The sequence below is a fragment of the Absicoccus porci genome, from assembly GCF_003725415.1.
GTDB lineage: Bacteria > Bacillota_I > Bacilli_A > Erysipelotrichales > Erysipelotrichaceae > Absicoccus > Absicoccus porci.
In genome coordinates this window covers 42,621-65,382 of the sequence record NZ_RJQC01000001.1, presented here as the reverse complement: position 1 = coordinate 65,382, position 22,762 = coordinate 42,621, and the positions used below count along the sequence as shown (strand labels likewise).

22 protein-coding genes and 1 other annotated feature are annotated in these 22,762 nt (G+C 37.9%); of the genes, 3 read left to right on the top strand and 19 right to left on the bottom strand.

Features of this window, described 5'->3' with window-relative positions; genetic code table 11:
• Nucleotide 1: 1 nt before the first annotated feature.
• From argC to EDX97_RS00310, 4 genes are all read right to left on the bottom strand, one after another.
• Nucleotides 2-1,042 carry an N-acetyl-gamma-glutamyl-phosphate reductase gene (argC, locus tag EDX97_RS00325; protein WP_128519235.1) on the bottom strand — a complete coding sequence of 347 codons (1,041 nt, stop codon included), beginning with the start codon at nucleotides 1,040-1,042 and terminating at the stop codon, nucleotides 2-4.
• Nucleotides 1,035-2,411, bottom strand: a complete 1,377-nt coding sequence (gene argH, locus EDX97_RS00320; RefSeq protein WP_128519234.1) for an argininosuccinate lyase — start codon at nucleotides 2,409-2,411, stop codon at nucleotides 1,035-1,037. The genes argC and argH overlap by 8 nt, the downstream gene beginning before the upstream one ends.
• Nucleotides 2,412-2,430: 19 nt before the next feature.
• Nucleotides 2,431-3,648 carry an argininosuccinate synthase gene (locus EDX97_RS00315; RefSeq protein ID WP_128519233.1) on the bottom strand — a complete coding sequence of 406 codons (1,218 nt, stop codon included), beginning with the start codon at nucleotides 3,646-3,648 and terminating at the stop codon, nucleotides 2,431-2,433.
• Between the two features lie 61 nt (nucleotides 3,649-3,709).
• Nucleotides 3,710-3,913 (bottom strand) — a binding site (T-box leader).
• Between the two features lie 77 nt (nucleotides 3,914-3,990).
• Nucleotides 3,991-5,406 (bottom strand): adhesin, encoded by a 1,416-nt coding sequence (locus EDX97_RS00310; RefSeq protein WP_128519232.1) that lies wholly within the window; start codon nucleotides 5,404-5,406, stop codon nucleotides 3,991-3,993.
• Between the two features lie 116 nt (nucleotides 5,407-5,522).
• Between EDX97_RS00310 and EDX97_RS00305 the strand changes: the two genes are divergently transcribed.
• Entirely contained in the window at nucleotides 5,523-6,098 is a 576-nt protein-coding gene (locus tag EDX97_RS00305) for a hypothetical protein (RefSeq protein ID WP_128519231.1), read from the top strand.
• Nucleotides 6,099-6,672: 574 nt separating this feature from the next.
• Here the strand turns inward: EDX97_RS00305 and EDX97_RS00300 are convergent.
• The 14 genes from EDX97_RS00300 to EDX97_RS11590 form a co-directional block, all read right to left on the bottom strand.
• Nucleotides 6,673-7,548 carry a 3-hydroxyacyl-CoA dehydrogenase family protein gene (locus EDX97_RS00300; protein WP_128519230.1) on the bottom strand — a complete coding sequence of 292 codons (876 nt, stop codon included), beginning with the start codon at nucleotides 7,546-7,548 and terminating at the stop codon, nucleotides 6,673-6,675.
• Nucleotides 7,548-8,576: a 3-deoxy-7-phosphoheptulonate synthase gene (locus tag EDX97_RS00295; RefSeq protein WP_128519229.1), complete on the bottom strand. Its 1,029-nt coding sequence runs from the start codon at nucleotides 8,574-8,576 to the stop codon at nucleotides 7,548-7,550. The genes EDX97_RS00300 and EDX97_RS00295 overlap by 1 nt, the downstream gene beginning before the upstream one ends.
• A gap of 224 nt (nucleotides 8,577-8,800) precedes the next feature.
• A complete protein-coding gene (locus EDX97_RS00290; protein ID WP_245977966.1) occupies nucleotides 8,801-10,108 on the bottom strand; it encodes an IS4 family transposase in 1,308 nt (435 codons plus the stop codon).
• A gap of 463 nt (nucleotides 10,109-10,571) precedes the next feature.
• Nucleotides 10,572-12,146: an LCP family glycopolymer transferase gene (locus EDX97_RS00285; RefSeq protein WP_128519227.1), complete on the bottom strand. Its 1,575-nt coding sequence runs from the start codon at nucleotides 12,144-12,146 to the stop codon at nucleotides 10,572-10,574.
• Nucleotides 12,076-12,600 (bottom strand): hypothetical protein, encoded by a 525-nt coding sequence (locus EDX97_RS00280; protein WP_128519226.1) that lies wholly within the window; start codon nucleotides 12,598-12,600, stop codon nucleotides 12,076-12,078. Before EDX97_RS00280 ends, EDX97_RS00285 begins: the two co-directional genes overlap by 71 nt.
• Nucleotide 12,601: 1 nt before the next feature.
• The gene (locus tag EDX97_RS00275; protein WP_128519225.1) at nucleotides 12,602-13,312 is read right to left on the bottom strand and encodes a CpsD/CapB family tyrosine-protein kinase; all 711 of its coding nucleotides are present in this window, start codon (nucleotides 13,310-13,312) and stop codon (nucleotides 12,602-12,604) included.
• A 2-nt stretch (nucleotides 13,313-13,314) separates the two neighbouring features.
• Nucleotides 13,315-14,076, bottom strand: coding sequence for a tyrosine-protein phosphatase (locus EDX97_RS00270; RefSeq protein WP_128519224.1), 762 nt, complete (start codon nucleotides 14,074-14,076; stop codon nucleotides 13,315-13,317).
• Nucleotides 14,069-14,797, bottom strand: a complete 729-nt coding sequence (locus tag EDX97_RS00265) for a YveK family protein (protein ID WP_128519223.1) — start codon at nucleotides 14,795-14,797, stop codon at nucleotides 14,069-14,071. The genes EDX97_RS00270 and EDX97_RS00265 overlap by 8 nt, the downstream gene beginning before the upstream one ends.
• 1,038 nt (nucleotides 14,798-15,835) lie before the next feature.
• Nucleotides 15,836-15,973 (bottom strand): hypothetical protein, encoded by a 138-nt coding sequence (locus EDX97_RS11595; RefSeq protein WP_183164206.1) that lies wholly within the window; start codon nucleotides 15,971-15,973, stop codon nucleotides 15,836-15,838.
• A 315-nt stretch (nucleotides 15,974-16,288) separates the two neighbouring features.
• Entirely contained in the window at nucleotides 16,289-16,987 is a 699-nt protein-coding gene (locus EDX97_RS00255) for a HEPN domain-containing protein (protein WP_128519222.1), read from the bottom strand.
• A 10-nt stretch (nucleotides 16,988-16,997) separates the two neighbouring features.
• A complete protein-coding gene (locus tag EDX97_RS00250) occupies nucleotides 16,998-18,245 on the bottom strand; it encodes an AAA family ATPase (RefSeq protein WP_128519221.1) in 1,248 nt (415 codons plus the stop codon).
• 320 nt (nucleotides 18,246-18,565) lie between these two features.
• Nucleotides 18,566-19,006: a Nif3-like dinuclear metal center hexameric protein gene (locus tag EDX97_RS00245; protein WP_128519220.1), complete on the bottom strand. Its 441-nt coding sequence runs from the start codon at nucleotides 19,004-19,006 to the stop codon at nucleotides 18,566-18,568.
• Between the two features lie 8 nt (nucleotides 19,007-19,014).
• A complete protein-coding gene (locus EDX97_RS00240; protein ID WP_128519219.1) occupies nucleotides 19,015-19,275 on the bottom strand; it encodes a Nif3-like dinuclear metal center hexameric protein in 261 nt (86 codons plus the stop codon).
• The gene (locus EDX97_RS11590; protein WP_128519218.1) at nucleotides 19,209-19,400 is read right to left on the bottom strand and encodes a hypothetical protein; all 192 of its coding nucleotides are present in this window, start codon (nucleotides 19,398-19,400) and stop codon (nucleotides 19,209-19,211) included. Before EDX97_RS11590 ends, EDX97_RS00240 begins: the two co-directional genes overlap by 67 nt.
• Before the next feature lie 266 nt (nucleotides 19,401-19,666).
• On the opposite strand from EDX97_RS11590, the gene EDX97_RS00230 reads away from it, so the two are divergent.
• Both EDX97_RS00230 and EDX97_RS12165 read left to right on the top strand, forming a co-directional pair.
• A complete protein-coding gene (locus EDX97_RS00230; RefSeq protein ID WP_128519217.1) occupies nucleotides 19,667-20,719 on the top strand; it encodes a BglG family transcription antiterminator in 1,053 nt (350 codons plus the stop codon).
• A gap of 35 nt (nucleotides 20,720-20,754) precedes the next feature.
• Nucleotides 20,755-20,964: a PTS sugar transporter subunit IIA gene (locus EDX97_RS12165; protein ID WP_128520000.1), complete on the top strand. Its 210-nt coding sequence runs from the start codon at nucleotides 20,755-20,757 to the stop codon at nucleotides 20,962-20,964.
• A 470-nt stretch (nucleotides 20,965-21,434) separates the two neighbouring features.
• On the opposite strand, the gene EDX97_RS00220 is transcribed toward EDX97_RS12165, so the two are convergent.
• Nucleotides 21,435-22,676, bottom strand: a complete 1,242-nt coding sequence (locus tag EDX97_RS00220; RefSeq protein ID WP_420884680.1) for an IS256 family transposase — start codon at nucleotides 22,674-22,676, stop codon at nucleotides 21,435-21,437.
• Nucleotides 22,677-22,762 lie beyond the last annotated feature (86 nt).

Below are 22,762 nucleotides of genomic sequence, written 5' to 3'. Positions count from 1 at the left end.
CCTAAAATGAAGGAGCTACAGTTTTTAAACCGCTCATTAGCTCAAAATCATACATGATATTCATGTTTTGGATCGCTTGGCCCGCGGCTCCTTTGATCATGTTGTCAATGCAAGAGACCACGATCAACGTATGGGTATGCGTATCCATATGCAAGGAAATATCACAATAATTAGAATACGTCACAAATTTCAAATCGGCAACCTTCCCTAGGTCCAAAACACGAACAAAGGGATCGTTCTGATAGGTTTTTTTGTATGTTTGATGGATCGTTTCCAGATCTACATCGGCTTTCAATGGCAAATAAATCGTAGAAACAATTCCTCGATTGATTGGCAACAAATGTGGTACAAATGTCACTTTGACCGGTTGTCCTGCCATTTCCGAAAGCATCATTTCAATTTCAGGGGTATGGCGATGACAACCGACTTTATATGGAGCAAAAGCTTCATTGGTTCGTGGAAAATGGGTATTTTCCGTTAATTTCTTACCCGAACCTGTCGTACCCGATTTGGAATCTAAGATAATATGATCGGTATCGACCCAACCAGAATGAATGGCTGGATAACAACCCAATTCGATCGAAGTTGGATAACAACCTGGATTGCCAATGATCTGGGCATCTTTGATTTGGTCATGATGTAATTCACATTGGCCATAGACACTCATTTTATGAAGTTCTATATCGCCAAATGGTTTACCGTACCATTTTTCATATTCTTCACTGGAATCCAATCGGAAATCGGCACCGAGATCAATGATCTTTTTGCCTTGTTCAATACAAGCTTTCGCGATGGGTTCGCTCAATCCGGATGGTAAGGCCACAAAGATCAAATCACTTTTTTCAATCACTTGATCTTGTTCGATAAAAACTAAATCCGTACAATTTTGAAATCCGGGATAGAGATCACTGATAGGCTGTCCCGTATATTGATGGGAACTAATGGCACAAACTTCGACATCGGGATGGTTCAATAATAATCGAACCAGTTCAGCTCCCCCATATCCACTAGCACCAATGACACCTACTTGTAACTTACTCATATGCTTCCAACTCCTTTTCTACCAAAGAAATATGTTTCTCAACCATTTCTGGGCTTGGGCCGCCAACCACGTTTCGATTTTTTACGCAAGTCTTTAAGGCTACCGCTTCATAGACATCGTCATCAAACAATGGTGAAATCTTATGGTATTCATCCATTGATAATGATTCTAAGTCTTGATGAGTGGAAATACAATACTTAACAAGTTGGCCAATGCATCCATAAGCATCTCGGAAAGCCATGCCTTTCTTTGTCAGGTAGTCAGCACAATCGGTCGCATTGATAAAGCCTTTTTGGGCAGCTTCTTTCATCTTCTGTGGATGAACCGTCCATGTATCGACCATCGGGATCATCGTTACCAGACAGTCTTCTACGGTTTGGGCTGCATCCATGAACGCTTCCTTATCTTCTTGCAGATCTTTATTATACGCCAATGGTAAGTTTTTCATCATGGCCAATAAGGTATTCAAATCACCATAGACCCGACCGGTCTTGCCACGTACCAATTCAGCCACATCGGGATTTTTCTTTTGTGGCATGATGGAAGATCCTGTCGCAAAGGCATCGGATAATTCGATAAACTGGAATTCCCAGCTGCACCACAGAATGATTTCTTCACAGAATCGAGAAAGATGCATCATGATCATCGCAAAGGTATTGGTCATTTCAATCGCAAAGTCACGATCACTCACACTATCGATACTATTTAAGGTGGGGCCACTAAAGCCTAATAGTTCAGCGGTTTCATACCGATCGATGGGATAGGTCGTGGTAGCCAAAGCCCCAGCGCCTAATGGACAGGTGTTGGCTCGTTGCATCGCATCATCCAACCGGGAAAGATCGCGTTTTAACATTTCCACATAGGCCATCAAATGATGGGCAAAGGTAATGGGTTGGGCTCTTTGCAGGTGCGTATAGCCTGGCATGATCGTATGGGTATTGGCTTTGGCTTGATGCAAAAGGGTCTGGATCATGGCAACGATATATTTTTTGATTTCGGCACAAGTATCCAAACTGTAGAGTTTGAAATCCGTGGCGACTTGATCGTTTCGACTACGGGCAGTGTGCACTTTTTTTCCGGACGGTGTTCGTTTGGTCAATTCTGCTTCGATAAACATATGAATATCTTCCGCATCAGGATCGATGGGTAAGGAACCATCGGCAATTTCCTTTTGAATGTCTTTTAAATTGGAAATGATGGCTTCTTTATCACTCGTTTCGATGATGCCTTGATCGGCTAACATCGTGACATGAGCAATGGATCCTTTGATGTCTTGATTGACCATTTTTTGATCGATCGAAATCGATGCATTAAATGCTTGTAGCCGCTTGTCGGCTTGTTCAGAAAAACGTGCGCCCCATAGTGCCATAATGAATCCCTCCTATAAATTACTTATTCCATTTCTTTTCTTGTTGAGCTCTTACTTTGATTGGTAAACCAAACAAATTGATGAATCCTTTGGAATCGGATTGATCGTAGCTGTCATCTTCACCGAAACTTGCGATTTGTTCCGAATACAGACTGGTTGGTGAAGTCATACCAGCTGGAATGATGTTGCCTTTATACAATTTTAATTTGACATCGCCATTGACATATTCATTGGCTTTATCGACAAAGGCATCCAAAGCTTCTCTTAATGGAGTAAACCATTGTCCGTTGTAAACCAATTCACCATATTTAACGGATACATGTTGCATGAAGTGTTGCGTTTCTTTATCCATTGTGATGGTTTCCAATAAAGCATGGGCTTTATACATAATGGTTCCACCTGGTGTTTCATAAACGCCACGACTCTTCATACCGACTAACCGGTTTTCAACCATGTCGATGATGCCAATACCGTTGGCTCCACCCAATTGATTCAATTTCAATAATAATTGTTGGGCACTCATGGATTCACCATTTAATTGGGTTGGGATACCTTTTTCAAAATGTAAGGTAATATAGGTAGGTTCGTCAGGTGCTTTTTCGGGGGTAACACCTAATTCTAGGATCTTATCGTATTGGGGCTCATTGGCTGGATCTTCCAGGTCTAAACCTTCATGGCTTAAGTGCCAGATGTTTTTATCTTTGGAGTAGTTGGTTTCTCTGTTGATCTTTAGAGGGATGTGATGACTTTCGGCATAGTCGATTTCTTCATCTCTGGATTTCAATTCCCATTCCCGCCAAGGGGCAATGATTGGCATATCGGGTGCAAAGGCTTTGATGCTTAATTCAAAACGAACTTGGTCATTTCCTTTTCCGGTACAACCATGACAGATAGCATCGGCACCTTCTTTATGCGCAATATCGACCAAACCTTTCGCAATTAAAGGTCTAGCCATAGAGGTTCCTAATAAATACACACCTTCATAAACAGCATCGGCTTTTAAGCAAGGATAGATATAATCTTCCACAAAGGCATCTTTTAAATCTAGGGCATAGAATTTCGATGCGCCAGTTGCGAGGGCTTTTTCTTCCAAGCCTTCCAATTCATCTTTTTGTCCAACATCACCAGATACCGCGATTATTTCGGGATCATCATAATTCTCTTTCAACCATTGGATCATGATGGATGTATCCAATCCTCCAGAATACGCTAATACGATCTTGTTAAATTTTTTCATGTTTTTGTCCTCTTTCTTTCTACGCTTACGCTAAGAAAAAAAGCGCCTTCGAATCCAAAGATCCAAAGACGCTATCAACGCGGTACCACTTTAGTTGCCTCAAACAAGGCCTCTTCTCCGTAACGTGGGTGAAACGTTCCAAGCTACTCCATTCACTTGGACTCTCATAGGTGCGTTTGGGCTTGCCTTCATTTAATGGCCTTCCACTCTGTGCCATCTCGCTAGAAATTACTGTCAAGCTTACTCTCCTAGTCAGCGATTTGTTTTTATGGTCATAAAATAATCCTAATTTTCATTCTTGTCAATATTTTTTTCAATTATTTTTTCATTCATGAAAAATTTTCATGATTTATGATTTTTATAATAGGCTTCAAAGCTGGTTGTATCGATGGTACTGGTGATCGCATTGTTGATTGATGTTGTCGTAACGGTTGTAGAATAATTGCCTGTCACAGTCAGTGTCAATGAACTATCCCCTTTAACAACGGTTTTACTATTGGCAACGATCGATACTGTTTTCCCCTTACTATCGATGATCTTTGTCCCTTTGGCAACCGCTAAATTGTTGACAGTGGTATCATCCGTTACGACCCATTTGGATGTTTTATCCACGGATACATCGGCACTACCAGAGATGGAACCGGTATAGCTGGTATTCTTTAATAAATACAAATCTAAGCTACTCATATCATCGACCGAGATATTGCCTTTGAGCGTTTGTTTCTTCGCTGTGAAGGTAACGGTACCGCCATTGGATCCGGATTGACCCCAATTGTTCGAATCATTGCCAGCAACGGTCAATAGATTGGCTTTGGATGTATCAAAGTCCAATTTGGTGTTATTTAAATAAATATTAGCTTTCGTATTGGTCACATAAAACATGGCACCAGATTGGATATTGGATGTCAACGTTGAATCCTTGGCTTGGAAGTGCGCCGTTTGAGATGTGGAAGCATCGGCAGATTGATACAAGATAATACCGTTGGCGACAGGGTCACTGGCCGTTTTATCGGTCATGGTCGAGTTCAATTCCGAATCTTGGATCAAGATCGTATTGTCCCCTTCCAAACTGGCAATTTGACTGTTGGTGGATGTACCGGTTACATCATCTACGACAATATATCCCGTAGAATAAATCAAGGGACTACCCGATCCTGTCGTGGATAAGGTACTGTTGGAAACGGAGACGTTACCACCACCGCGATCCGTTGCCAAACTGGCACTATGATCGCCTTGGGTCGTCACTTTGACTTTTTTGGCAATGATCGTTCCATCATAAGTAGCATCTAGGCCACGGGCATTGTCAGCCGTTGTCTGAATCGTATCGTTATAGGCATAGATCGTACCTTCATTGGTCGCAAACAAGGCATTGGAGCCTGTACTTGTACTGGATAATAAACTGTTCCATACATTGGCTTGGGCATTGGAGCCTACACTTAGAACGATGGCATTGATGCCATAGAAATTACTACTATCATCATCGCTGCCATCACCGGCTTTCTTTAGCGTGGCTTTATTGATCGTAGCTGTACCATCATTGGCTAAAACAACGTTTTCATCCGCATTTTCACTCGAAACTGTTTTATTTTTGACATTTTTATTGGTCACTTGCGCATTTTCAGTACCCGTATAATCATAATCTTGGGTGTCGGACACTTGTGGTTCGCTTTCTTGTGCATAAACGGGCATAGATGCCACGCTTAGGGTCAAACTTAAAGCAATGGCTAACATGGCACGACCGGCTTCATTGTGTGTCATAATCGAAACCTCCTTGGGTGATGGTTTCATCATAGAGGAGTTACTTTAAATCAAACTAAACTATTGACAAAAATAATAATTCGCCTATTATGCCTATCTAAGGGGGTCTATTTTATATGGAAACAACAAAATTGGTTTGTCGCCGTCTTTCTCAGTTTATTGCGATTGGTATGTTGGTGGCTGCCATTTATTTATTAGCGACCAACCCAACGATTTATGTCACCCAAACGTGGACGTTGGTGCATTGGTTTGGTTTGGCCTTATTGGCGATGATCTTATGTATGAAGATTGCGGATTATTGTGCAGTCTTCCAACAACCGCATAAAGCCTTGGTTTGGATGATCGTCCAATTGATTGCGTTGCCATTTTTGATTCAGATCTTGATGACCTATTTCCATTTGCCATTTATGGTGGCCAGTGCCGTTGGGGTATCGGCGTTAAGTCCAGGAAATATTGCGGGCAATATCGTACGAAACTTATTGATGTCGGCCTGTATCCTGTTGATTAGTTGGTATGTCATTCCATCGAGTAATCAAGCGGTATCCACAGCATTTGAAATGTCCACCAGTACGGTTACGAAAGTCATCGTGATCATTGCGGGTATCACGGCTTTATTGATTGCACAATTCAAACAACAAAAAGAAGATGAACCGGAAGTCTATGAAATTCATGAGGTTCCCAAACAAAAATAAGGAAGTTACAAATGTGAACAATGTCATGTATTTAAGCATATTGATTCATCAAATAGCGAGTAGATGACAAATAATGAATGCCCATACGAATGGATCCTTTCCATTTGCATGGGCGTTTTCATACGAATCCATGTGTTTTAAGATATGCAAAGACCCTCCTCTTTTTAAAAGATTATGGATTTATCCGACAAACTGTTTTATACCAAAGCTTACTTAAGCAGCTTATAAATAATCTTACGGATTGTGATTTTACATGCCTTGCAAATGTTCTTCCTGGTCGTGGGTACATTGGCCCATGCCTCGAAACAAAACGAGGTCCTTACGTATGGTTTGGATTTATTGGCCATGGATAGAAGGCTTTGTTTGAAGAATTGTCTTATAAATGGGAATAGAGAGATGGACCGTTTTGGTCTGTCTCTTTTTTTAAATCCACAAAATCGTTCATTTTATTTTGGCTATTTTCCGCAAAATCGTTCATTTTGTTTTTGTAAATTGGCAAAAGACCATCAATTTACGTATATTTCGAAAGACAATGAAAAACTCCTTTCCATCTTGGAAAGGAGCCATATACGATTTATTTCTTATATAAGGCATTGTATAATGCGGCTAATTTTTGGTCTCGTTCTTGTGTCTTCTTTTGGTCCAAATCATCGGGATAATCATAGAAACCCGCTTTGGTTTTGATACCATAGCGACCTTTTTCATAATTTTCCGCTAAGATCTTTGGTACATCATGCGAATCACAAAGATCCGGGATCAAGTATTCACTGATGTGATAAAAGGTGTCTAGCCCACCAAAATCCAACGTTTCCAAGGGTCCAAGACAAGCCCAGCGAAAGCCAAGGCCATATTTCATCAAATCGTCGGCACCTTCTTTGGATACGATACCACGATCAACAAGATCTAAGACTTCGCGGACCACGGCCAATTGTACCCGATTGGCAGCAAAGCCTAACACATCTTTATTGACCATGACCGGTTTTTTATCCAACGATAACGCTACATCATAGATGGTTTGCGCAATCGTATCTGTTGTCTGATCTCCTTTGATGATTTCAATCAAAGGAATGATGGTAGGCGGATTGAACCAATGAAAACCAATAAAACGTTCCGGATGGCTAATACCTTTACTTAAAGTATTGATGGATAGTCCTGACGTATTGGTGGCTACAATGGTCGTATCCTGGATATGTTTGGATAGTTCTTGATAGAATGCCAATTTGACATCCATGTCTTCTTTGACATTTTCAACGATCAGATCCATGGCATAGAGATCATCCCATGAAGTTGTATACACGATGGCATCGCGTACCGAGGGATCGATTTGTGTCTTCGCTTTTTCTAAAGTTGGCAGACGATGATTGTATAAAGTAACCGTATACCCACTTTTCGCAAAGATCTCAGCCATGGAATGGCCCATGGTACCTGCTCCACAAATGCCCACTTGCATTATAAGGCCTCCGCAATTTCGTAGATCAATTGTTCACTTTCATCCCAGCCAAGACAAGCATCCGTGATGGATTTGCCATAAATACCATCGCCAATATGTTGATTGCCAGGAACCAAATACGATTCGATCATCAAACCTTTGACTATTTTATGAATATCCGTTGAATATTTACGACTATTTAAGATTTCACGCGCAATTCGAACTTGTTGACGATATTGTTTACCGGAATTGGAATGGTTACAATCCACGATACAAGCGGGATTTTCTAAATCTCGTTTGGCATACATATCACATAAACGCATTAAATCTTCATAGTGATAGTTAGGAATATTGTTACCATGTTTATTGTTGCCACCACGCAAAATGGCATGGGTCAATGGATTTCCTTTGGTCTTGACTTCCCAGCCACGGTAGATAAATTCTTGTTCGGCTTGAGCTGCTTCAATGGAATTCAACATGACATTAAAATCGCCACTGGTTGGATTTTTCATGCCACAAGGCCCTTCAACGCCCGAAGCTACCAAGCGGTGTTCTTGGTTTTCCACACTACGAGCACCTACGGCATTGTACGATACGATATCACTCATATACCAATGATTGGATGGATACAACATTTCATCTGCCGTGATAAATCCAGTCTGTTCAATAACGTGCATATGCATCTTACGAATGGCAATCAAACCAGCCATCAAATCTGGTCCTTTTTCTGGATCCGGTTGATGCAACATGCCCTTATATCCTTTACCTGTCGTACGTGGTTTATTCGTATACACACGAGGGACGATAAAAATCTTGTCTTTGACTTTGGCTTGAACATCTTTTAATCGGGATACATAATCCAACAAAGCTGCCTCATTATCAGCAGAACAAGGACCAATGATCAATACAAAACGATCATCTTTACCACGAAAGATATTCGCTAATTCTTTATCTTTTTCTTCTTTGATAACCCTCGCCTTTTCGGATAAAGGATAGGCCTCTTTTATTTCTTTTGGGATTGGTAAATGCTTAACAAATGTGAAACTCATATAGATTCCTCTTTCTATGTTTCGATTATAGACCAGATTCGCAAGCTTTGCCAATAATTCCATGGTGTAAGCGTACACAATATAAAGGAGATATGGACCAATGCCATTAAGTTAAGAGATGACGAACCATCCAGATACTATTGTCTGGATGGTATTTTTATTTGAAGGCACGACGAAAATTGTAGTATTGCTACTACATTTTAAAAATTATATAATATTAATTGTTAATCATATCGATAGTTAAAAGATACCGGTGATTTGGCTTTCACTTTCCGTTCATTCTGGCGATTAGGACGGATTGGCAGTATTTCTTTAGCTATCAGTGATTCAATATCAGGTGGATTCTTTCCACCTTTTTCTTTTAGGTAGTTACGTATTATATGAAAAGCACGTACATAATTTAATTGATACTCGTATTTTCTGTCTTTTTCTTTGATTTTTATATTATTACTTACTCTGCTGCAGAAATTATATAGAACCAGCTTTGCATAGATTTCCTGCTCTATAAACATTCTTTTCTTTGAATGCAATGTATTTAAATCTAGATGATATTTCAATTCACGATAACTTGTTTCAATCTCCCAACGAAGGTGGTACAGTTCTTTAATATCTTGTATATTGAATTCGGATTCATCTAAATTTGTAATAATACTTTCGTAGGTATCATCACTAATTTTGAAACGTACAACACGACATTCAAAATCAAAATAAGGGCTTCCGTCAAAAAAATCAAATCTCTGATTCTTAGGGACAAACTTATATATTTCAGGATGAGCTTTAATTTCATTCGTTTGTTTAATAGTTAGGGTACGGCGAACATGCATATCAAATTCTGCATCTGGAAAAGGACCAAAACTACGCAGTACGCTTGTTCTAGAATGAATATCCTTTACCCTGATCAAATACTTATGGTTCTTCATACCTACTTTCACAAAAGAATTGATAGATTCATAGCCTCTGTCCGCGATGAAAATAGCTTTAGGACCATCGTATCTATCCACTATTTCATTGAATGCACCATTTTCATTCATTACGGCATTTCCTTGAAGAACAATATCATCATAAGTACATTCCAATAGATCATAGCTTGTATTCAGATGATAGGCGGAGAAAGGTTTATTCGAATTATTAGCCTTATAAAAAGTGGTTTTAGTATCTTTGATAGCACTGCTGATAGGCAGAACAGAACCATCAACAGCGAGAAGGCGATAGCCTTTGTGAAGCTTGATTTTCTGTGTTCGTTCATTGAACATATTGAATAATGTACGGAATGCATCTGGACGAATCTTACTACGTGCCTGTACAAATGAAGAAGCTGTGGGCGTATCAAGCTTATATCCAAACAATTTGAACATTTCATCTTTTAAAGATCCAGACTCTAATAAAAGCACATTGAAAAGAGTACTTCCAAAAAGATGTTTTCTTTTCCGTGTAAAATCCTTATTTGAATCAACAACAAATAGTGAAGGAGAATCATTCATGGTTTTGATGCAAAATTTTAATTGCTTTTTTAACGATTTATAATTGTTCATAAGTACCTCCAAAAACATATACCTATAAACAATTGGCCTATTATCAGAAATGATAATAGGCCACACATTTCAACCTGTATGTCAACAAAAAATTCAAATTTTCCATAAAAAAAGAGGAGCACATTTTTTGTGTTCCCCTCAAAGCCGTCATTTCTTAACTTAATGACATTGAGATATGGACTCCTTTTTTTCAACAAGGGATAATTTTGTGATAAGAATATAAAGCAAATGTATTTTTTTGCGTTTGCGTATGGAAAGATTACAAATTTAAAAAGCTTGGAAGATGAACGGGGGTCTCAAAATGAGAAAACAAAGAAAAAGCGCAGATTTCTCTGCGTAAAAAATGTCCAACTTTTGGGTAGAACCTCATACTTATATGTGAACTTTTCTCATTAAAGTATATATTTTATGCAATAATCATTTGTATTAAAAACGCTCTATGGCATTACCACAGAGCGTTTCATTAGGATTGACTGGCGTATGGAGGGTCTTCTCCATGCTCAACCGCTTGAATATTTGTTTTGGCTTCCGAAATACTATTGTCATCGGGGAAGACAACGGATGCATTATCGCCCAATTCGTAACAATAAGCTGTTCCAGTTGTTCCATCTAGACTGGTCGTATAGATCTTCCATGAAGCTTGAGAAGAAAGTTGTTCTTTGACAAGGGCACTGATATCATCCGTATCCATATTGGTTTGGAAACTATCGGCTAATGTGTTCATGATACCTTGATAGTTCTTTAAAATGGATGGGCTCATAACTTTATTTAAGATGCCGGTCAGTACGCGCATTTGATTGCGACCGCGCTCTTTATCACCTTCGGTAAAGCTATAGCGTTCCCGCGCAAAGGCCAAGGCTTGTTCACCATTCAATTCAATTGTTCCTTGTTGGAAAGAATAATTGCCGGTCGAAAAGCTTTGTGGGTTATTGACGGTAATGCCACCCAATTCATCGACTAAATTACTGAGCGTGGAAAAACCAACTTTGACGTGGTAGTTGATATCCATATCCATGAATTTTTCAATCGTCATTTCGGTGGTGTCAATGCCATGCAAACCGGTATGCGTCAACTTATCTTTTTCACCATTGCCACAACCCATGCTGGCTTCACACGTAGTTTCGACATAATAATCACGAGGAATACTTGTCATCAAGACAACATGTGTTTTCGGATTGACCGTTACCAACATGTCGACATCACTTCGCGATGTTTCATTGATGGAACCACGAGAATCGGATCCACTGATCAATACCGTAAAGGCATCACTGGTCACATCCGCAGTCGATGAGGTATCCGCTTTTTTAACATAGTAGGTATATTTATAAATGGATTTGATTTCACTACGAATGTCTTGGCGGCCATCCATTTCTTCCATGACCGAAAGATTGGAGGCATCGATCATCATACAATCGATTTTTTGACCTAAAAAGTCATTGACTAATTCGACACTGGAATCATAGGTCTTGGTAGTAAATTTGATATCTTTGTCTGCTTTGAGTTGTTTGATGACTTTATTCACATATGTACGTTGGCTGTTTTTTAAGATACCAATGGTTTGTCCATTTAAGTCTTTTTCACTATTTAGACTCGAATGCTTAACGGCATACAATTGAATGGTATGACGATCATAGTTACTATCGGAAGCAATGCGGTCTAGAGCGCCATTGGCATTCATCAAATAATACGATCCAAAACAACTGGTTCCGATGAGGACAATACTTAAAATAATGCCAAAAATACGAAAACCTTTGCGACTACGTCCTAGAACCAAGCCAAATAGAATCGTTAACACAATGAAAATCAATAAAACGACACCAATGATACCGACCAGCGTATTTGGTAATAGGTTTAATTTTACAATTTGAAAAAATAAGAAAGCGACCACTACAACCATCAAGATGGAAAGGTAGAAGACGGGATTTTTCCAAATGGGTGTTTTTTTCTTTTTCAATGCATTCATCTCCTTATTGACCGACGATCGTTGATGTGACCGCATTCGTATTCGCATCAACGATGGCTTGGATTGATGTGCCATTGTTTATCATAGTCACCGTATATTGACTGCCATCTTCACTCAGCGTACATTGAATATCCGTTACATCGGATTGAGATAGGTCCATATTGCTTAAAACCGCATCAATGGCTGCTTGTTGTTTCTCATCAAAACTTGTATTCGTTGTTTTTTGTTCAGTTGTTTTCGTTTCATTCTTCGAAGTCTTTCCCGAAACACTTTTATTATATGAACGCGATTGAATATGTCCATTAAGACCAATTTTATACGAATAGCTTCCCTTATCGGTCGTGAATTTCACGGTATAATAATCAACACCTTTTTTTACGGACACATCCGAACAATCTTTACTCTCTACATTGGCATCGTCTTGGGCGACTTCCAAGACATCGTTTTTGGAAACGGTGATGCTTTGATTGCCACAACCTACCAATAATGCTGCAGCCATTCCTAAAGAAAACAACACTTTTCCTTTCATGTTATTTCTCCCTATTATTTTCGCCATAGCCATATCCATAACCATATCCATAACCATATCGTTTGGAGCCAAGATCTTGTACCTTGGTCAAGATGGTTCCAAATACATTTCCACCCACACGTTGTAAGTCATGGATGGCAGCTCGGGCTTTTCTTTTATCCGTATCTTTGGAAGAAATCACAAATAAGGTACCATCCGCCACATTGGAGATGGGAACCGCATCACTAGTTACCGTCATTGGCGGACAGTCAATGATGATGTAGCCATATTCTTTACGAGCTTGATTTAAAATTTCACCAAATCGCCGTGAATCCAGAATTTCACTCGGATTTGGAACGCGATGTCCCGTTGTCAAAACAGATAATCGTTCGCCCGTTTCAAATTTTACAGCACGTATCGCATCATACGAACGAATGGGTTTATTGGGTTCAAACTCACTGATGATATTGGCTAATCCTTTGGCATTACTGATATGCAGTTGCTTATGAATCGATGGATTTCGTAAGTCACAATCCATCAACAAAACATTCTGATATTTGGCTGCCATAATTCGAGCTAAGTTAAGAGCAACCGTTGTTTTTCCTTCATTTGAAAAAGTACTCACAATATTGATGACTTGCATATGTTCGTCCAATTGGGCAAATTCAATATTTGCTCGTAAATTTCGGTAGATTTCATCTATATCAAATTGATTTGCTTTTTTTCTTGCCATGCTTATCTCCCAAAGAAGCGAAATCTTCTTTTCTGTATGGTTAAATTGGTTACTGGTTTTCCTTGAAGGATGGCCAAAGGATTTTGTTCAAACAATAAGGCAGCATTTTCTGAACCAATCCATTTGGACACCCGACCAAAAGCATCACTTAAATATGCAATACGATGCCCACTAGCTCGATGCGTATCCGTCGCAACGACATGGCCGACACCTTGTGTCAACAATTCTTTGGCATTCTTTTCCATTTGTTTGCCATGGATACCCATGATGCTCGTACGGTTGATTTGTAACACATAGCCTGCTTGTTGCCAGGTATGAATGATATTCCAATCCAAGCCATGATGAAAATACCTTTCAATATGGGCTATAACGGGTTTGTATCCTCGAATATCCAATTCATATAAAGGATCCATAAAATCCGGTATACGATGAATATCTTTACGCACATCATATTCCACCAACATATACGATGTACCATTTATGGTGGGATACCATTTCTGATCCAATTCTTCAATGAACGATGAATTCATCATGACTTCGGCGCCGAAATAAATATGAATATCACTGATGGCTCGTAATTCTTCTTGACGAGTTCGTATCGCATGAAGCCATTGTGCATCCAATTGTCCGGGTACAACATGTGGCGTACTACAAATAGCTTCGATGCCATCGACCTTGGCCATGTGTAAAGCTTCCCGTGCATCGGTTTGATTGGGCATGCCATCATCGATGCCCCATGCTATATGTGAATGCAAATCAATCATAATACTTTTCCAGATCCGGCAATTCACAGTACACAGGAATACCCAGATATTTTTCTGCTTCTGCTTTGTTTTTCAATCGCGTATCCATCAACATGCGAATCACCGCATAGGCAACACCCAACAAGAAACCTAATAAAGCACCAACCATGGTATTCTTTTTCACATTTGGACCGCTTGGTTCATACGACAAACGTGCTTTATCGACCACTTCAATGTTTTTTACATTGATCTTATCTTGCATTTCTTCAATAAATACATCGACAGTATCTTCAGCTAACTTTTTAGATAATTTTGGATTACTTGTTGTTGCCGAAACCGTGATCAATTCGGTATCTTGTTGATTCGTAACCGTTAGATAATTCCGTGCGGCTTGGCCACTTTCCAAACCAGTATCCTTAGCTACTTCCGACATGATGTTATTTTGGGTCAACAATTCCACAACGTTGGTCACCAATTTTGAATTGGCCATTTGTGAATTATAGTCGGCACTCCCCGTCGTTTGGTCCACCATCGGTGTCAAGAAAATCGTCGTTGAACTGGTATATTCTTTCGGAATGAGAAAAGATGTAATTCCAAATGCCAGAGTCCCACATACAATTGTTAATACAATGATCAATCGAAGATGCTTGACAATGGCACGAGCTACTTCTAACAAATCAATCGTATCCACTTCATCTGTATAATCATTGTACTGATTTCGAATCATTCGCTTTTGTTCCATAAACTCACCCTTTATTACATTTGCTTAAATATTAAGAAGCAGGCAGTATCAACTTACCACTTTCACCATAACAAGTCCATGAAAACAGTAAATAAGACTGCATTCCATTTGATTTTATCACAAAATCTACAAATACCTTAGAATAGGACTTGCAGCTTGTATTCAGACGCAATCAAAACAAGCACGAACCCACTTCCTTAAACCATTAGCAACTTCTTTTTAAATATTTTATGAGTATGTTAAAAATGCAATTTAGGTTTTAAAAATAAGGATTGATAATTGACAAATCACAAATCAATGAGTACAATACGCGTAAGAATAGCGGTAGAGAATTCTAAGTGAACCTATCTGCGTAAAAAAGCTCCTCATTGAGGGGCTTTTTGTTTGGGTAAAGCAATATATTGATAACATAAAATATTTTATATAAACGTCATAGATCCGTTTGCATAGAAAAAGAAAATAAACCTTGTAGAATCTTGCTGAACGGAATTAGAAAGTTTGATACGCCCCTATCAAGTAGACAGTGAAAATATCCAAAATAACGACCAAGCAAGATCAATTCGATTACACTCTCACTGATCAGTTTCTAGCCTATACTAAACCGGGACATGATACTGCCGTTGAAACGGGTAGGATTAGACTGGAACAGCAATTAAAATTCTTTGCGAAATATAAACGTATGATCATAGACGAAGTGGACTTTCTGCCTCTGGATGATGAAGCATCCAACCGATCTCACGTCGATATGAGAATCACTATGGGAACTTTGGTGATTCCGTATTGGCAAACACTAGCTGCATCCCTGTCATTTCGTCAAGATCAATGGTAAATCTTACCAAAGAACGCAATGATTCGTCTAAAGATAGTGTGTAGACATTGGTAAATTTAGTATTGGCATTAACACCGGCTAAATATTAAGTTTTCTCAGTGAGAAATCTAAAATGTGAGCCTTTCGTTCCGTAAGCATTGTCAGATAGAAGTCCTTCTGAAGATTACTGATAAACGGTGTATGGTCTCTTTGAATTTAGCAGACAACCATCACAATATTTCCCAGAGGATCGTTTTTGTTACATTGGGTTTTGTCGGTATCTTAAAATCTGGTATCTCATAACCTGGATTTGGTTCCGTATGATTCGTTGCTCTTTTGAAATTGGCTTCAATCTCTTTATCAGACATATGGACTATTTCTTTAAAACGGAATCCACTTTCTTCTATTTTATAGATCGTGCTATGGACAATATTACGTCAAATACCTAATATGTCTGCGATCTTACGATTTGAAATTGCTCTATTCAACTGAAATTGTGCAATTCTTGCAAAATATTGTGGCATATTAAAACCACCTACTTATCGATAGGCGTTTGCACATGTCCGCACAAACATTTTATCGATAAATTAAGGTGGCATAAATTTCTATTGTTTTTAGGATTCGATGATGTACTACTTTTTCAGTAATGCATATAAATAATCGCCAATCCCAATATTACCTGATTATTTATCAATGGCTATTTCTTGAATGGCGTTTACAATAGTAGCAATCTGTTGTCGATACAGTGTAACCAAATCTTTTGAAATTGAAGTTCGATTCGCAGAAGTATGTTCCCTGTCATTTTGATGCACGATTTTGTTTCTTCGATCAAACATTTCTCTTACTATTGTTTTTCCATATTTAAGCGAATCATTACCATTTGACTTTGGAAATGCCTTGGACATCACATCATTAAAAGGAATCCCAATTAAATTTAACTGATCTTTCATGCTTTCTGCAGAAAGATAAACCTGTTTACTCATCTCCTGATTAAGGAATGAAAAGAACCATTCTTTTGTAGATAAATCTTCATATGCGTTTTCTACCCACTCCATTGGTACCTTTATCCCAAAATATTTTTTACTTTTATTCCATTGCCCGCTAAACATCTGATATAAAGCATACTTACTCATTTCATGAAGATAAAAATCAAGGATACCTTCTAAAAAAACAATTTGAGATCGCCAAATATCCTGACATTCTTCGTCTTTACCTTCTTGTAAAAGAATATCCGCTGTTTCACTTTGATTATCTATATCCTTTAAACTTTCATTGAAATGGTTAAAAATATCTTGTAGTTCAAAATGAACTACAGGTATCTGTTTTTTTGGTTGTCGTATATTTTCAGCTCTATCTGCAAGATTGAAGTCGATTTTTGCCATCTTCTTCACCTCACATATTTGACATTATATTCGCAAAATTTAAATTCAACATTGGAATTGCTCCATATTTCCCATTAATATACCCTTTTCCAATATTTTCATCTTTCCGCACATTTTGAATTTCGGAAAGCGAATATAGATCTGTTGACCGATCCTCTTTTAATTCTGTAAACCATATTTGATCACGACGAAACATATCTAAATTCAACAATCCGGTATCATGTGTAGTAAAAAACAGTTGTGGAAATTTATTTCCTGAATCTGTTGTCATAAACATTTTTAGAAGCCCATATACCAATGCTTCATGAAGTCCTGATTCCAATTCATCACAAATTAAAACTTTTCCATTTACAATAATGTCAATCAACGGACATAACAATGCAAAAAGTTTTTTTACTCCACTAGATTCTTCCCCGATCAGATTTGTATCAAAGTTATCATACACAACTTTAGCATCAATCCTATCCATTGGCGCATTCAATAACTTTTCTCTGAATTCTGGAGCTAAAAAAGGTGGAATATCATTTGGTTCAGGTGTCGATTGGTCAATTTTAATAGCAATATCCTTGACTCCCATTCCCAATTCCTGCATAAATGTTATCACTGCGTTCTTTAAAGCTGCATTTGAATCAATGGCATGCAATGAATAGTTCATCCAATTATCTTGAAGATTATCTCCATAAATTACAATATCATCTCTGAAAAATTGATATGCTTCTTCAACTTCATGCACAGTACTGAAATTTGCTGCACATGAAAGCATCAATCGATTGGGTTTCAATACATCTTTGCAACTATCAAATTTTCCTCTATAGCTTCTTCCCGCAGTGAATGTATCTCCATGCCTTTCAAACACTTTCTTTTGTTTCCCATTAGGAAAGAAATAAAAATACTCATCTTCTACAAGCATCTGCTTTAAACTGAATTGATAGACATATCTTATATTATCGATGACAAACTGAATTTTATAAACACTAGGTACTTCATACCCTTCCGTTTTAAAAGGAACTTGGCGAATTCCTTGCCCCGGTTGATGATGAATGCTGTTTAATACTAAGTTTTTCACAAAAGATATTGCATCCAAAAAGTTACTCTTTCCAGAACCATTAGCCCCATAAATAACCGCAGATTTCAGCACGCGATATTTTCCAAATTCTTTTGTGTCTTCAATTTTGGTGGTATCGGTTCCCGCCAATGCAGAAAAAAGTACATCTTTACGTATAGATTTATGATTTGAACAAGAAAATTCCAATAACATTTTTGTACTCCTTCCTTTATATAGTTCATTAATTATACATTTTCCTTATACGTTTATCAATGAAATCTGAGATTATTATGAATATTTGCCATTTTAACGTTTAATTTTTTAACATCATCAATGTATTGAAATCTATTTTTATCCTAAGAAAGTTATCTACACCCGTGGATTTCTTTTTATCATCCTTACCCCATAGACCTTTTTTCATCTTCTTATTTTTAATAGAAACAATATAACTATGCAAGTAAAAAATCGAAGGCATTTCATCATATACACATGATGAAATGTCTCCAATCTTGAGATCAATCGTTCCTTCCTTTTTATATCGTATATTGATACATATCTTTAGAACTCACAAAATGACAGGGAATAGCTTGTAATGTATCTGGCATATGTTCGGCCATATATTTCATGCCAGGTTCTTCCATATTGAAGTGTACGACCGTTAATAAAGCCATATTTTTATGCAGTAGACCAGCTTCATAGATATATTCATTTACGGTATAGTCTACGGTTTCTCCGGCAAGAACAAGATCGATGTCTTCTTCCTCTATGTATTCAATCAACTGGTTGTCTTGGGGGATGCCAAAAATATGGAACCCAATACAGATCTTTTTTACTTGTGTATGGATATTGCCAACAACACGGGCTCCATAAATGGGTAGTTTCGTTAAGAAGCAATCCACCAAATCGGTCAATGGGATCTCGGGAATGGAAAAGGCCATTGGAAAGCTGAGTTGATTTTCTATGCCCCATCCCATTTGATTGGCTAAGCCATAAAGATTCCATCTGTATATCCCGTTTTGGTCTGGATCCCCGAATGAATATAGTCATGATTGCGCCATACGACCATGTCGTGTTTTCTGAGCAGTTCGACTTTCTGCAAGTAGACATCATTGTTGGCATCTTCTAACCATGTCGTATGATCGCCATGATTCCAAAATAGGGATTCATGGCAAATGATCAAGTTGGCTTGTTGGTCAATTGCTGCTTGAATGACATGTACATTTGCCCAACAATACCGATACATTCTTGATTCAGATCTCCAAAAAAAATTTGATTTCTGGTTGTTTGTGGATCAATGGGTGTATCCGTATCATAATAACATCCACGATATTGTTTTTTTATGGCGTCAATGACCGTTTGAATTTGCATATTATTTTAAAAATTGCAAAGCCTTATCCAATACGACTTTCGCATTCATTGAACCATAATCCCACATATCCATGACCATCATTGGTACATTTGGATATTTTTCTTTGAGTTCTTTTTAGCATAGCGAATACAATAAAGAATTAGCACCCTTTGATTTAAAGATTCAAAGAGAAAAAGGCTATATTTCCATTCTTGGTGAAGAAAAGAATAAACGCTCTTTCATTCAAGCCTTGATTTCTAAGGAATTAAATGCCTCCTTCGATCCTATGTCGGATATTCATGCCTATTTCAATGATACCGGTACCGATCGCATCAAGCACATCATATTGAATGCCATTGACCACCAAGGCTACTTTGTCGATTCGGTCTATGAAGAAAATGTAATTGTTAGTATAATCATTGCTTTATATCGAATACGTGACAATCACTATATTGTATCCAAACAAAAAAATGATTTGACCCATTCGATTGAATATACGATCGCCAATGAAATTTGTAGGCAATATTCCAATCACTGGCATATTCATCCAACAAAAAACGATATTGCCTATATGGCTTCGTTATTGACCGGTCAAATTAAATCTTCCAATTTGATTGATGACGACAATAAAAAAGAAGTTATTTCTCAATCTTTCATTGATACCATCAATGATATTTTGATCGATACGTTTCAAAAATATATGTTGGACATTGATTATTCGGAACAATTGTATAATTTTTCATTGCACATAGATGCCATGATCAAACGCGCAAAAATACATCGGCCTGCAGAAAATATATCGTTGAATCAATTAAAGAACAATAGCCCCTTTATTCATGATGTCTCCGTTTATCTGACTCAACGCATATCGGAACAATTTCAAATTGAAATTGACGAAAGCGAAATTGGCTTTATCAGTGTGCACATTGGCTATTTGATAAAGAATTGTCTGCAAAACAATCAAAAAGTCAATGTCATCTTATTTTGTGATCAATACCATCATATTGCCGATAAGATCCAAAAAGCATTGCTGGCCAATTTATCGGAATTCATTCAATTGTATCAAGTTCATCAATTGAATATTCACGATATACATATTCAAAATGCAGACATCATCACCACGAAACAAACGCAGATATTTGGTAAAAAAGTCGTTTGTATTTCCCCTTTTTATAATCTACAAGACCAAATGAAGATCATGACCGCCACACAAGAATGCATTGACCAAAAAAAGACCGATCACTTTAATGATTTGTTCCATACCTATTTTCATAAAAACCTCTTCTTTATTCGCAATGACTTAACCAATAAAGAAGAAGTCATTCGCTTTATGGGCTAACAATTCATTGATCAAGAAACACTTCCGATGGCTTTATTGAATCTGTGCTCCAAAGAGAAAAACTATCCTCCGCCGGTTTCTTTGGCACCTTTACGATTCCCCACGCCATGGAACTCAACGTCAAAAGAACCATGTGCTCTGTCCTATTAAGCCCAAAAGGAATCCTATGGGATGACGAAAAAGTATATATCGTATTAATGATTGCCGTACAAAAAAGATCGAAACGAATTCATGGAATTATATGAAGCCATCTTACATTCCTTAGATTCCCCCGAGAAGATCCAACAACTCCTTCACTCCCATACCTTCGATGACTTTGTCAAACACCTAATAGTACAAGAATAACATGAATGGAGGTCACTCAGTGACCTCCAAGTTTTGATATATTAAAATTCTTAAAGAGTTAGAGTTGTATTATCTGATTCTTAGGATAAAAGTATTAATGGAATTTCACATCACATAACATATGCTTATTCTAAAAGGGTTTGTCAAGAAAAGTGTGTATTTAATATTTTATAGTCGATTTTGATAAGTTCTCGATCTTGTTTTTAAAATGATGTTTTATGCCGAGAAAACTTGTTTATAATGATCGACCCTAAGGTATGCTTAAAACGGCCAGCTGAAAATTGATTTTTTTGACTGGCCGTTTTTTCGGGTTCTTAGGGGCGGAGTCTCATTGTAAACAAGGAAATTGGAATATATATCATTTCAAGATTCAGTATTGAATGTACTTTTCGATACGATCCTTAAACTGATCGTTGACCAACAATTGATTCAATACCATCGACCAATTATTCAAATGTCCTTTGTCCCATTTTTTCTGTAGTTCCTTCACCCGTAAATAGAGCAGCTTGAATACAGCTTCATGATTTGGAAATGACCCTTTTTTCGTCACTTTTCGAAAGGAGGAATTTACCGATTCGATCGCATTTGTCGTATACATGACTTTTCGAACAGCAGATCCATAATCAAACAGCTGTTCTACATGAAGGAAATTCCTTTTCCATACTTCGATCGCTCCAGGATATTGTTTCCAGTTGTCGCAGAATGTGTCGAACGCAGTCTTAGCTGCTTTTAGTGAAGAGGCTCCATATACTTTTTTAAGATCGGCAGTGAATTTTTTGTAGTCCTTGGTTGGTACATATCGGATGGAGTTCCGAATCAGATGAACGATACATCTTTGTACGACAACTCCGGGGAAAATAGCTTTGGCACCCGATTCAAGACCGGATACGCCATCCATAGAAATGAAAAAGATATCTTCGACTCCTCGTGCCTTGATCTCATCAAATACCTGCATCCAGTAGTTCTTTGATTCCGTGGAATCCATCCACAAACCAAGAATTTCCTTTTGTCCCTGCAGGTCATACCCAAGAATCACATAAACGGCTTCTTCTTTGGCTTCATAATCGTTTCTGACAGAAACATACATACAGTCGACAAAAACAAATGGGTAACATTTTTTGAGCGGTCTGTTCTGCCATTCTTCCACTTCCGGAAGGATAGCATTGGTTATATCCGAGATCATATCATGGGATACTTTAAAACCATAAATATCCTCGATCGTTGATGAGATATCCCGTTGTGACATTCCACGTGCATACATGGATAATACCTTTCCTTCGATATCGGAAACATCCTTTGATCGTTTGGGAACAATGACTGGTTCGAAGGATCCATTCCTGTCTCTTGGCGCATTGATTTCTACTTCTCCCATTGTGGTTTTTAAAGTTTTGGGATTGGAACCATTTCTTCTGTTCTTTGTAGATTTTGGCTCTTTTGAATTGGATTTATAACCAAGATGATTGTCCATTTCCCCCTGAAGCATGCCTTCAAACAATGGACCAAAGATTTCTTTGAGAGCATCCTGCATATCGGCTAATGAATCACAGTCATATTCTTTAAGGATTTCATTGGCAATCTTGACAGCGGCGGGATTTCTTTTAATTTTACTCATTTCATTCATTTTCCTTTTTCTCCTTCAACCATATCATGAGATAGGCATAATAAAAACTGTGTTCATTAGTTAGCCGTACGCATCTA

What these genes read in the sequence shown, in the direction of transcription:
- argC (WP_128519235.1), bottom strand. Translation starts at nt 1,042, where the DNA reads ATGAGTAAGTTACAAGTAGGTGTCATTGGTGCTAGTGGATATGGGGGA.
- argH (WP_128519234.1), bottom strand. Translation starts at nt 2,411, where the DNA reads ATGGCACTATGGGGCGCACGTTTTTCTGAACAAGCCGACAAGCGGCTA.
- EDX97_RS00315 (WP_128519233.1), bottom strand. Translation starts at nt 3,648, where the DNA reads ATGAAAAAATTTAACAAGATCGTATTAGCGTATTCTGGAGGATTGGAT.
- EDX97_RS00310 (WP_128519232.1), bottom strand. Translation starts at nt 5,406, where the DNA reads ATGACACACAATGAAGCCGGTCGTGCCATGTTAGCCATTGCTTTAAGT.
- EDX97_RS00305 (WP_128519231.1), top strand. Translation starts at nt 5,523, where the DNA reads ATGGAAACAACAAAATTGGTTTGTCGCCGTCTTTCTCAGTTTATTGCG.
- EDX97_RS00300 (WP_128519230.1), bottom strand. Translation starts at nt 7,548, where the DNA reads ATGCAAGTGGGCATTTGTGGAGCAGGTACCATGGGCCATTCCATGGCT.
- EDX97_RS00295 (WP_128519229.1), bottom strand. Translation starts at nt 8,576, where the DNA reads ATGAGTTTCACATTTGTTAAGCATTTACCAATCCCAAAAGAAATAAAA.
- EDX97_RS00290 (WP_245977966.1), bottom strand. Translation starts at nt 10,108, where the DNA reads ATGAACAATTATAAATCGTTAAAAAAGCAATTAAAATTTTGCATCAAA.
- EDX97_RS00285 (WP_128519227.1), bottom strand. Translation starts at nt 12,146, where the DNA reads ATGGCACATCAATCCAAGCCATCGTTGATGCGAATACGAATGCGGTCA.
- EDX97_RS00280 (WP_128519226.1), bottom strand. Translation starts at nt 12,600, where the DNA reads ATGAAAGGAAAAGTGTTGTTTTCTTTAGGAATGGCTGCAGCATTATTG.
- EDX97_RS00275 (WP_128519225.1), bottom strand. Translation starts at nt 13,312, where the DNA reads ATGGCAAGAAAAAAAGCAAATCAATTTGATATAGATGAAATCTACCGA.
- EDX97_RS00270 (WP_128519224.1), bottom strand. Translation starts at nt 14,076, where the DNA reads ATGATTGATTTGCATTCACATATAGCATGGGGCATCGATGATGGCATG.
- EDX97_RS00265 (WP_128519223.1), bottom strand. Translation starts at nt 14,797, where the DNA reads ATGGAACAAAAGCGAATGATTCGAAATCAGTACAATGATTATACAGAT.
- EDX97_RS11595 (WP_183164206.1), bottom strand. Translation starts at nt 15,973, where the DNA reads ATGTCTGATAAAGAGATTGAAGCCAATTTCAAAAGAGCAACGAATCAT.
- EDX97_RS00255 (WP_128519222.1), bottom strand. Translation starts at nt 16,987, where the DNA reads ATGGCAAAAATCGACTTCAATCTTGCAGATAGAGCTGAAAATATACGA.
- EDX97_RS00250 (WP_128519221.1), bottom strand. Translation starts at nt 18,245, where the DNA reads ATGTTATTGGAATTTTCTTGTTCAAATCATAAATCTATACGTAAAGAT.
- EDX97_RS00245 (WP_128519220.1), bottom strand. Translation starts at nt 19,006, where the DNA reads ATGGGATGGGGCATAGAAAATCAACTCAGCTTTCCAATGGCCTTTTCC.
- EDX97_RS00240 (WP_128519219.1), bottom strand. Translation starts at nt 19,275, where the DNA reads ATGTATCGGTATTGTTGGGCAAATGTACATGTCATTCAAGCAGCAATT.
- EDX97_RS11590 (WP_128519218.1), bottom strand. Translation starts at nt 19,400, where the DNA reads ATGCAAATTCAAACGGTCATTGACGCCATAAAAAAACAATATCGTGGA.
- EDX97_RS00230 (WP_128519217.1), top strand. Translation starts at nt 19,667, where the DNA reads ATGTCGGATATTCATGCCTATTTCAATGATACCGGTACCGATCGCATC.
- EDX97_RS00220 (WP_420884680.1), bottom strand. Translation starts at nt 22,676, where the DNA reads ATGAGTAAAATTAAAAGAAATCCCGCCGCTGTCAAGATTGCCAATGAA.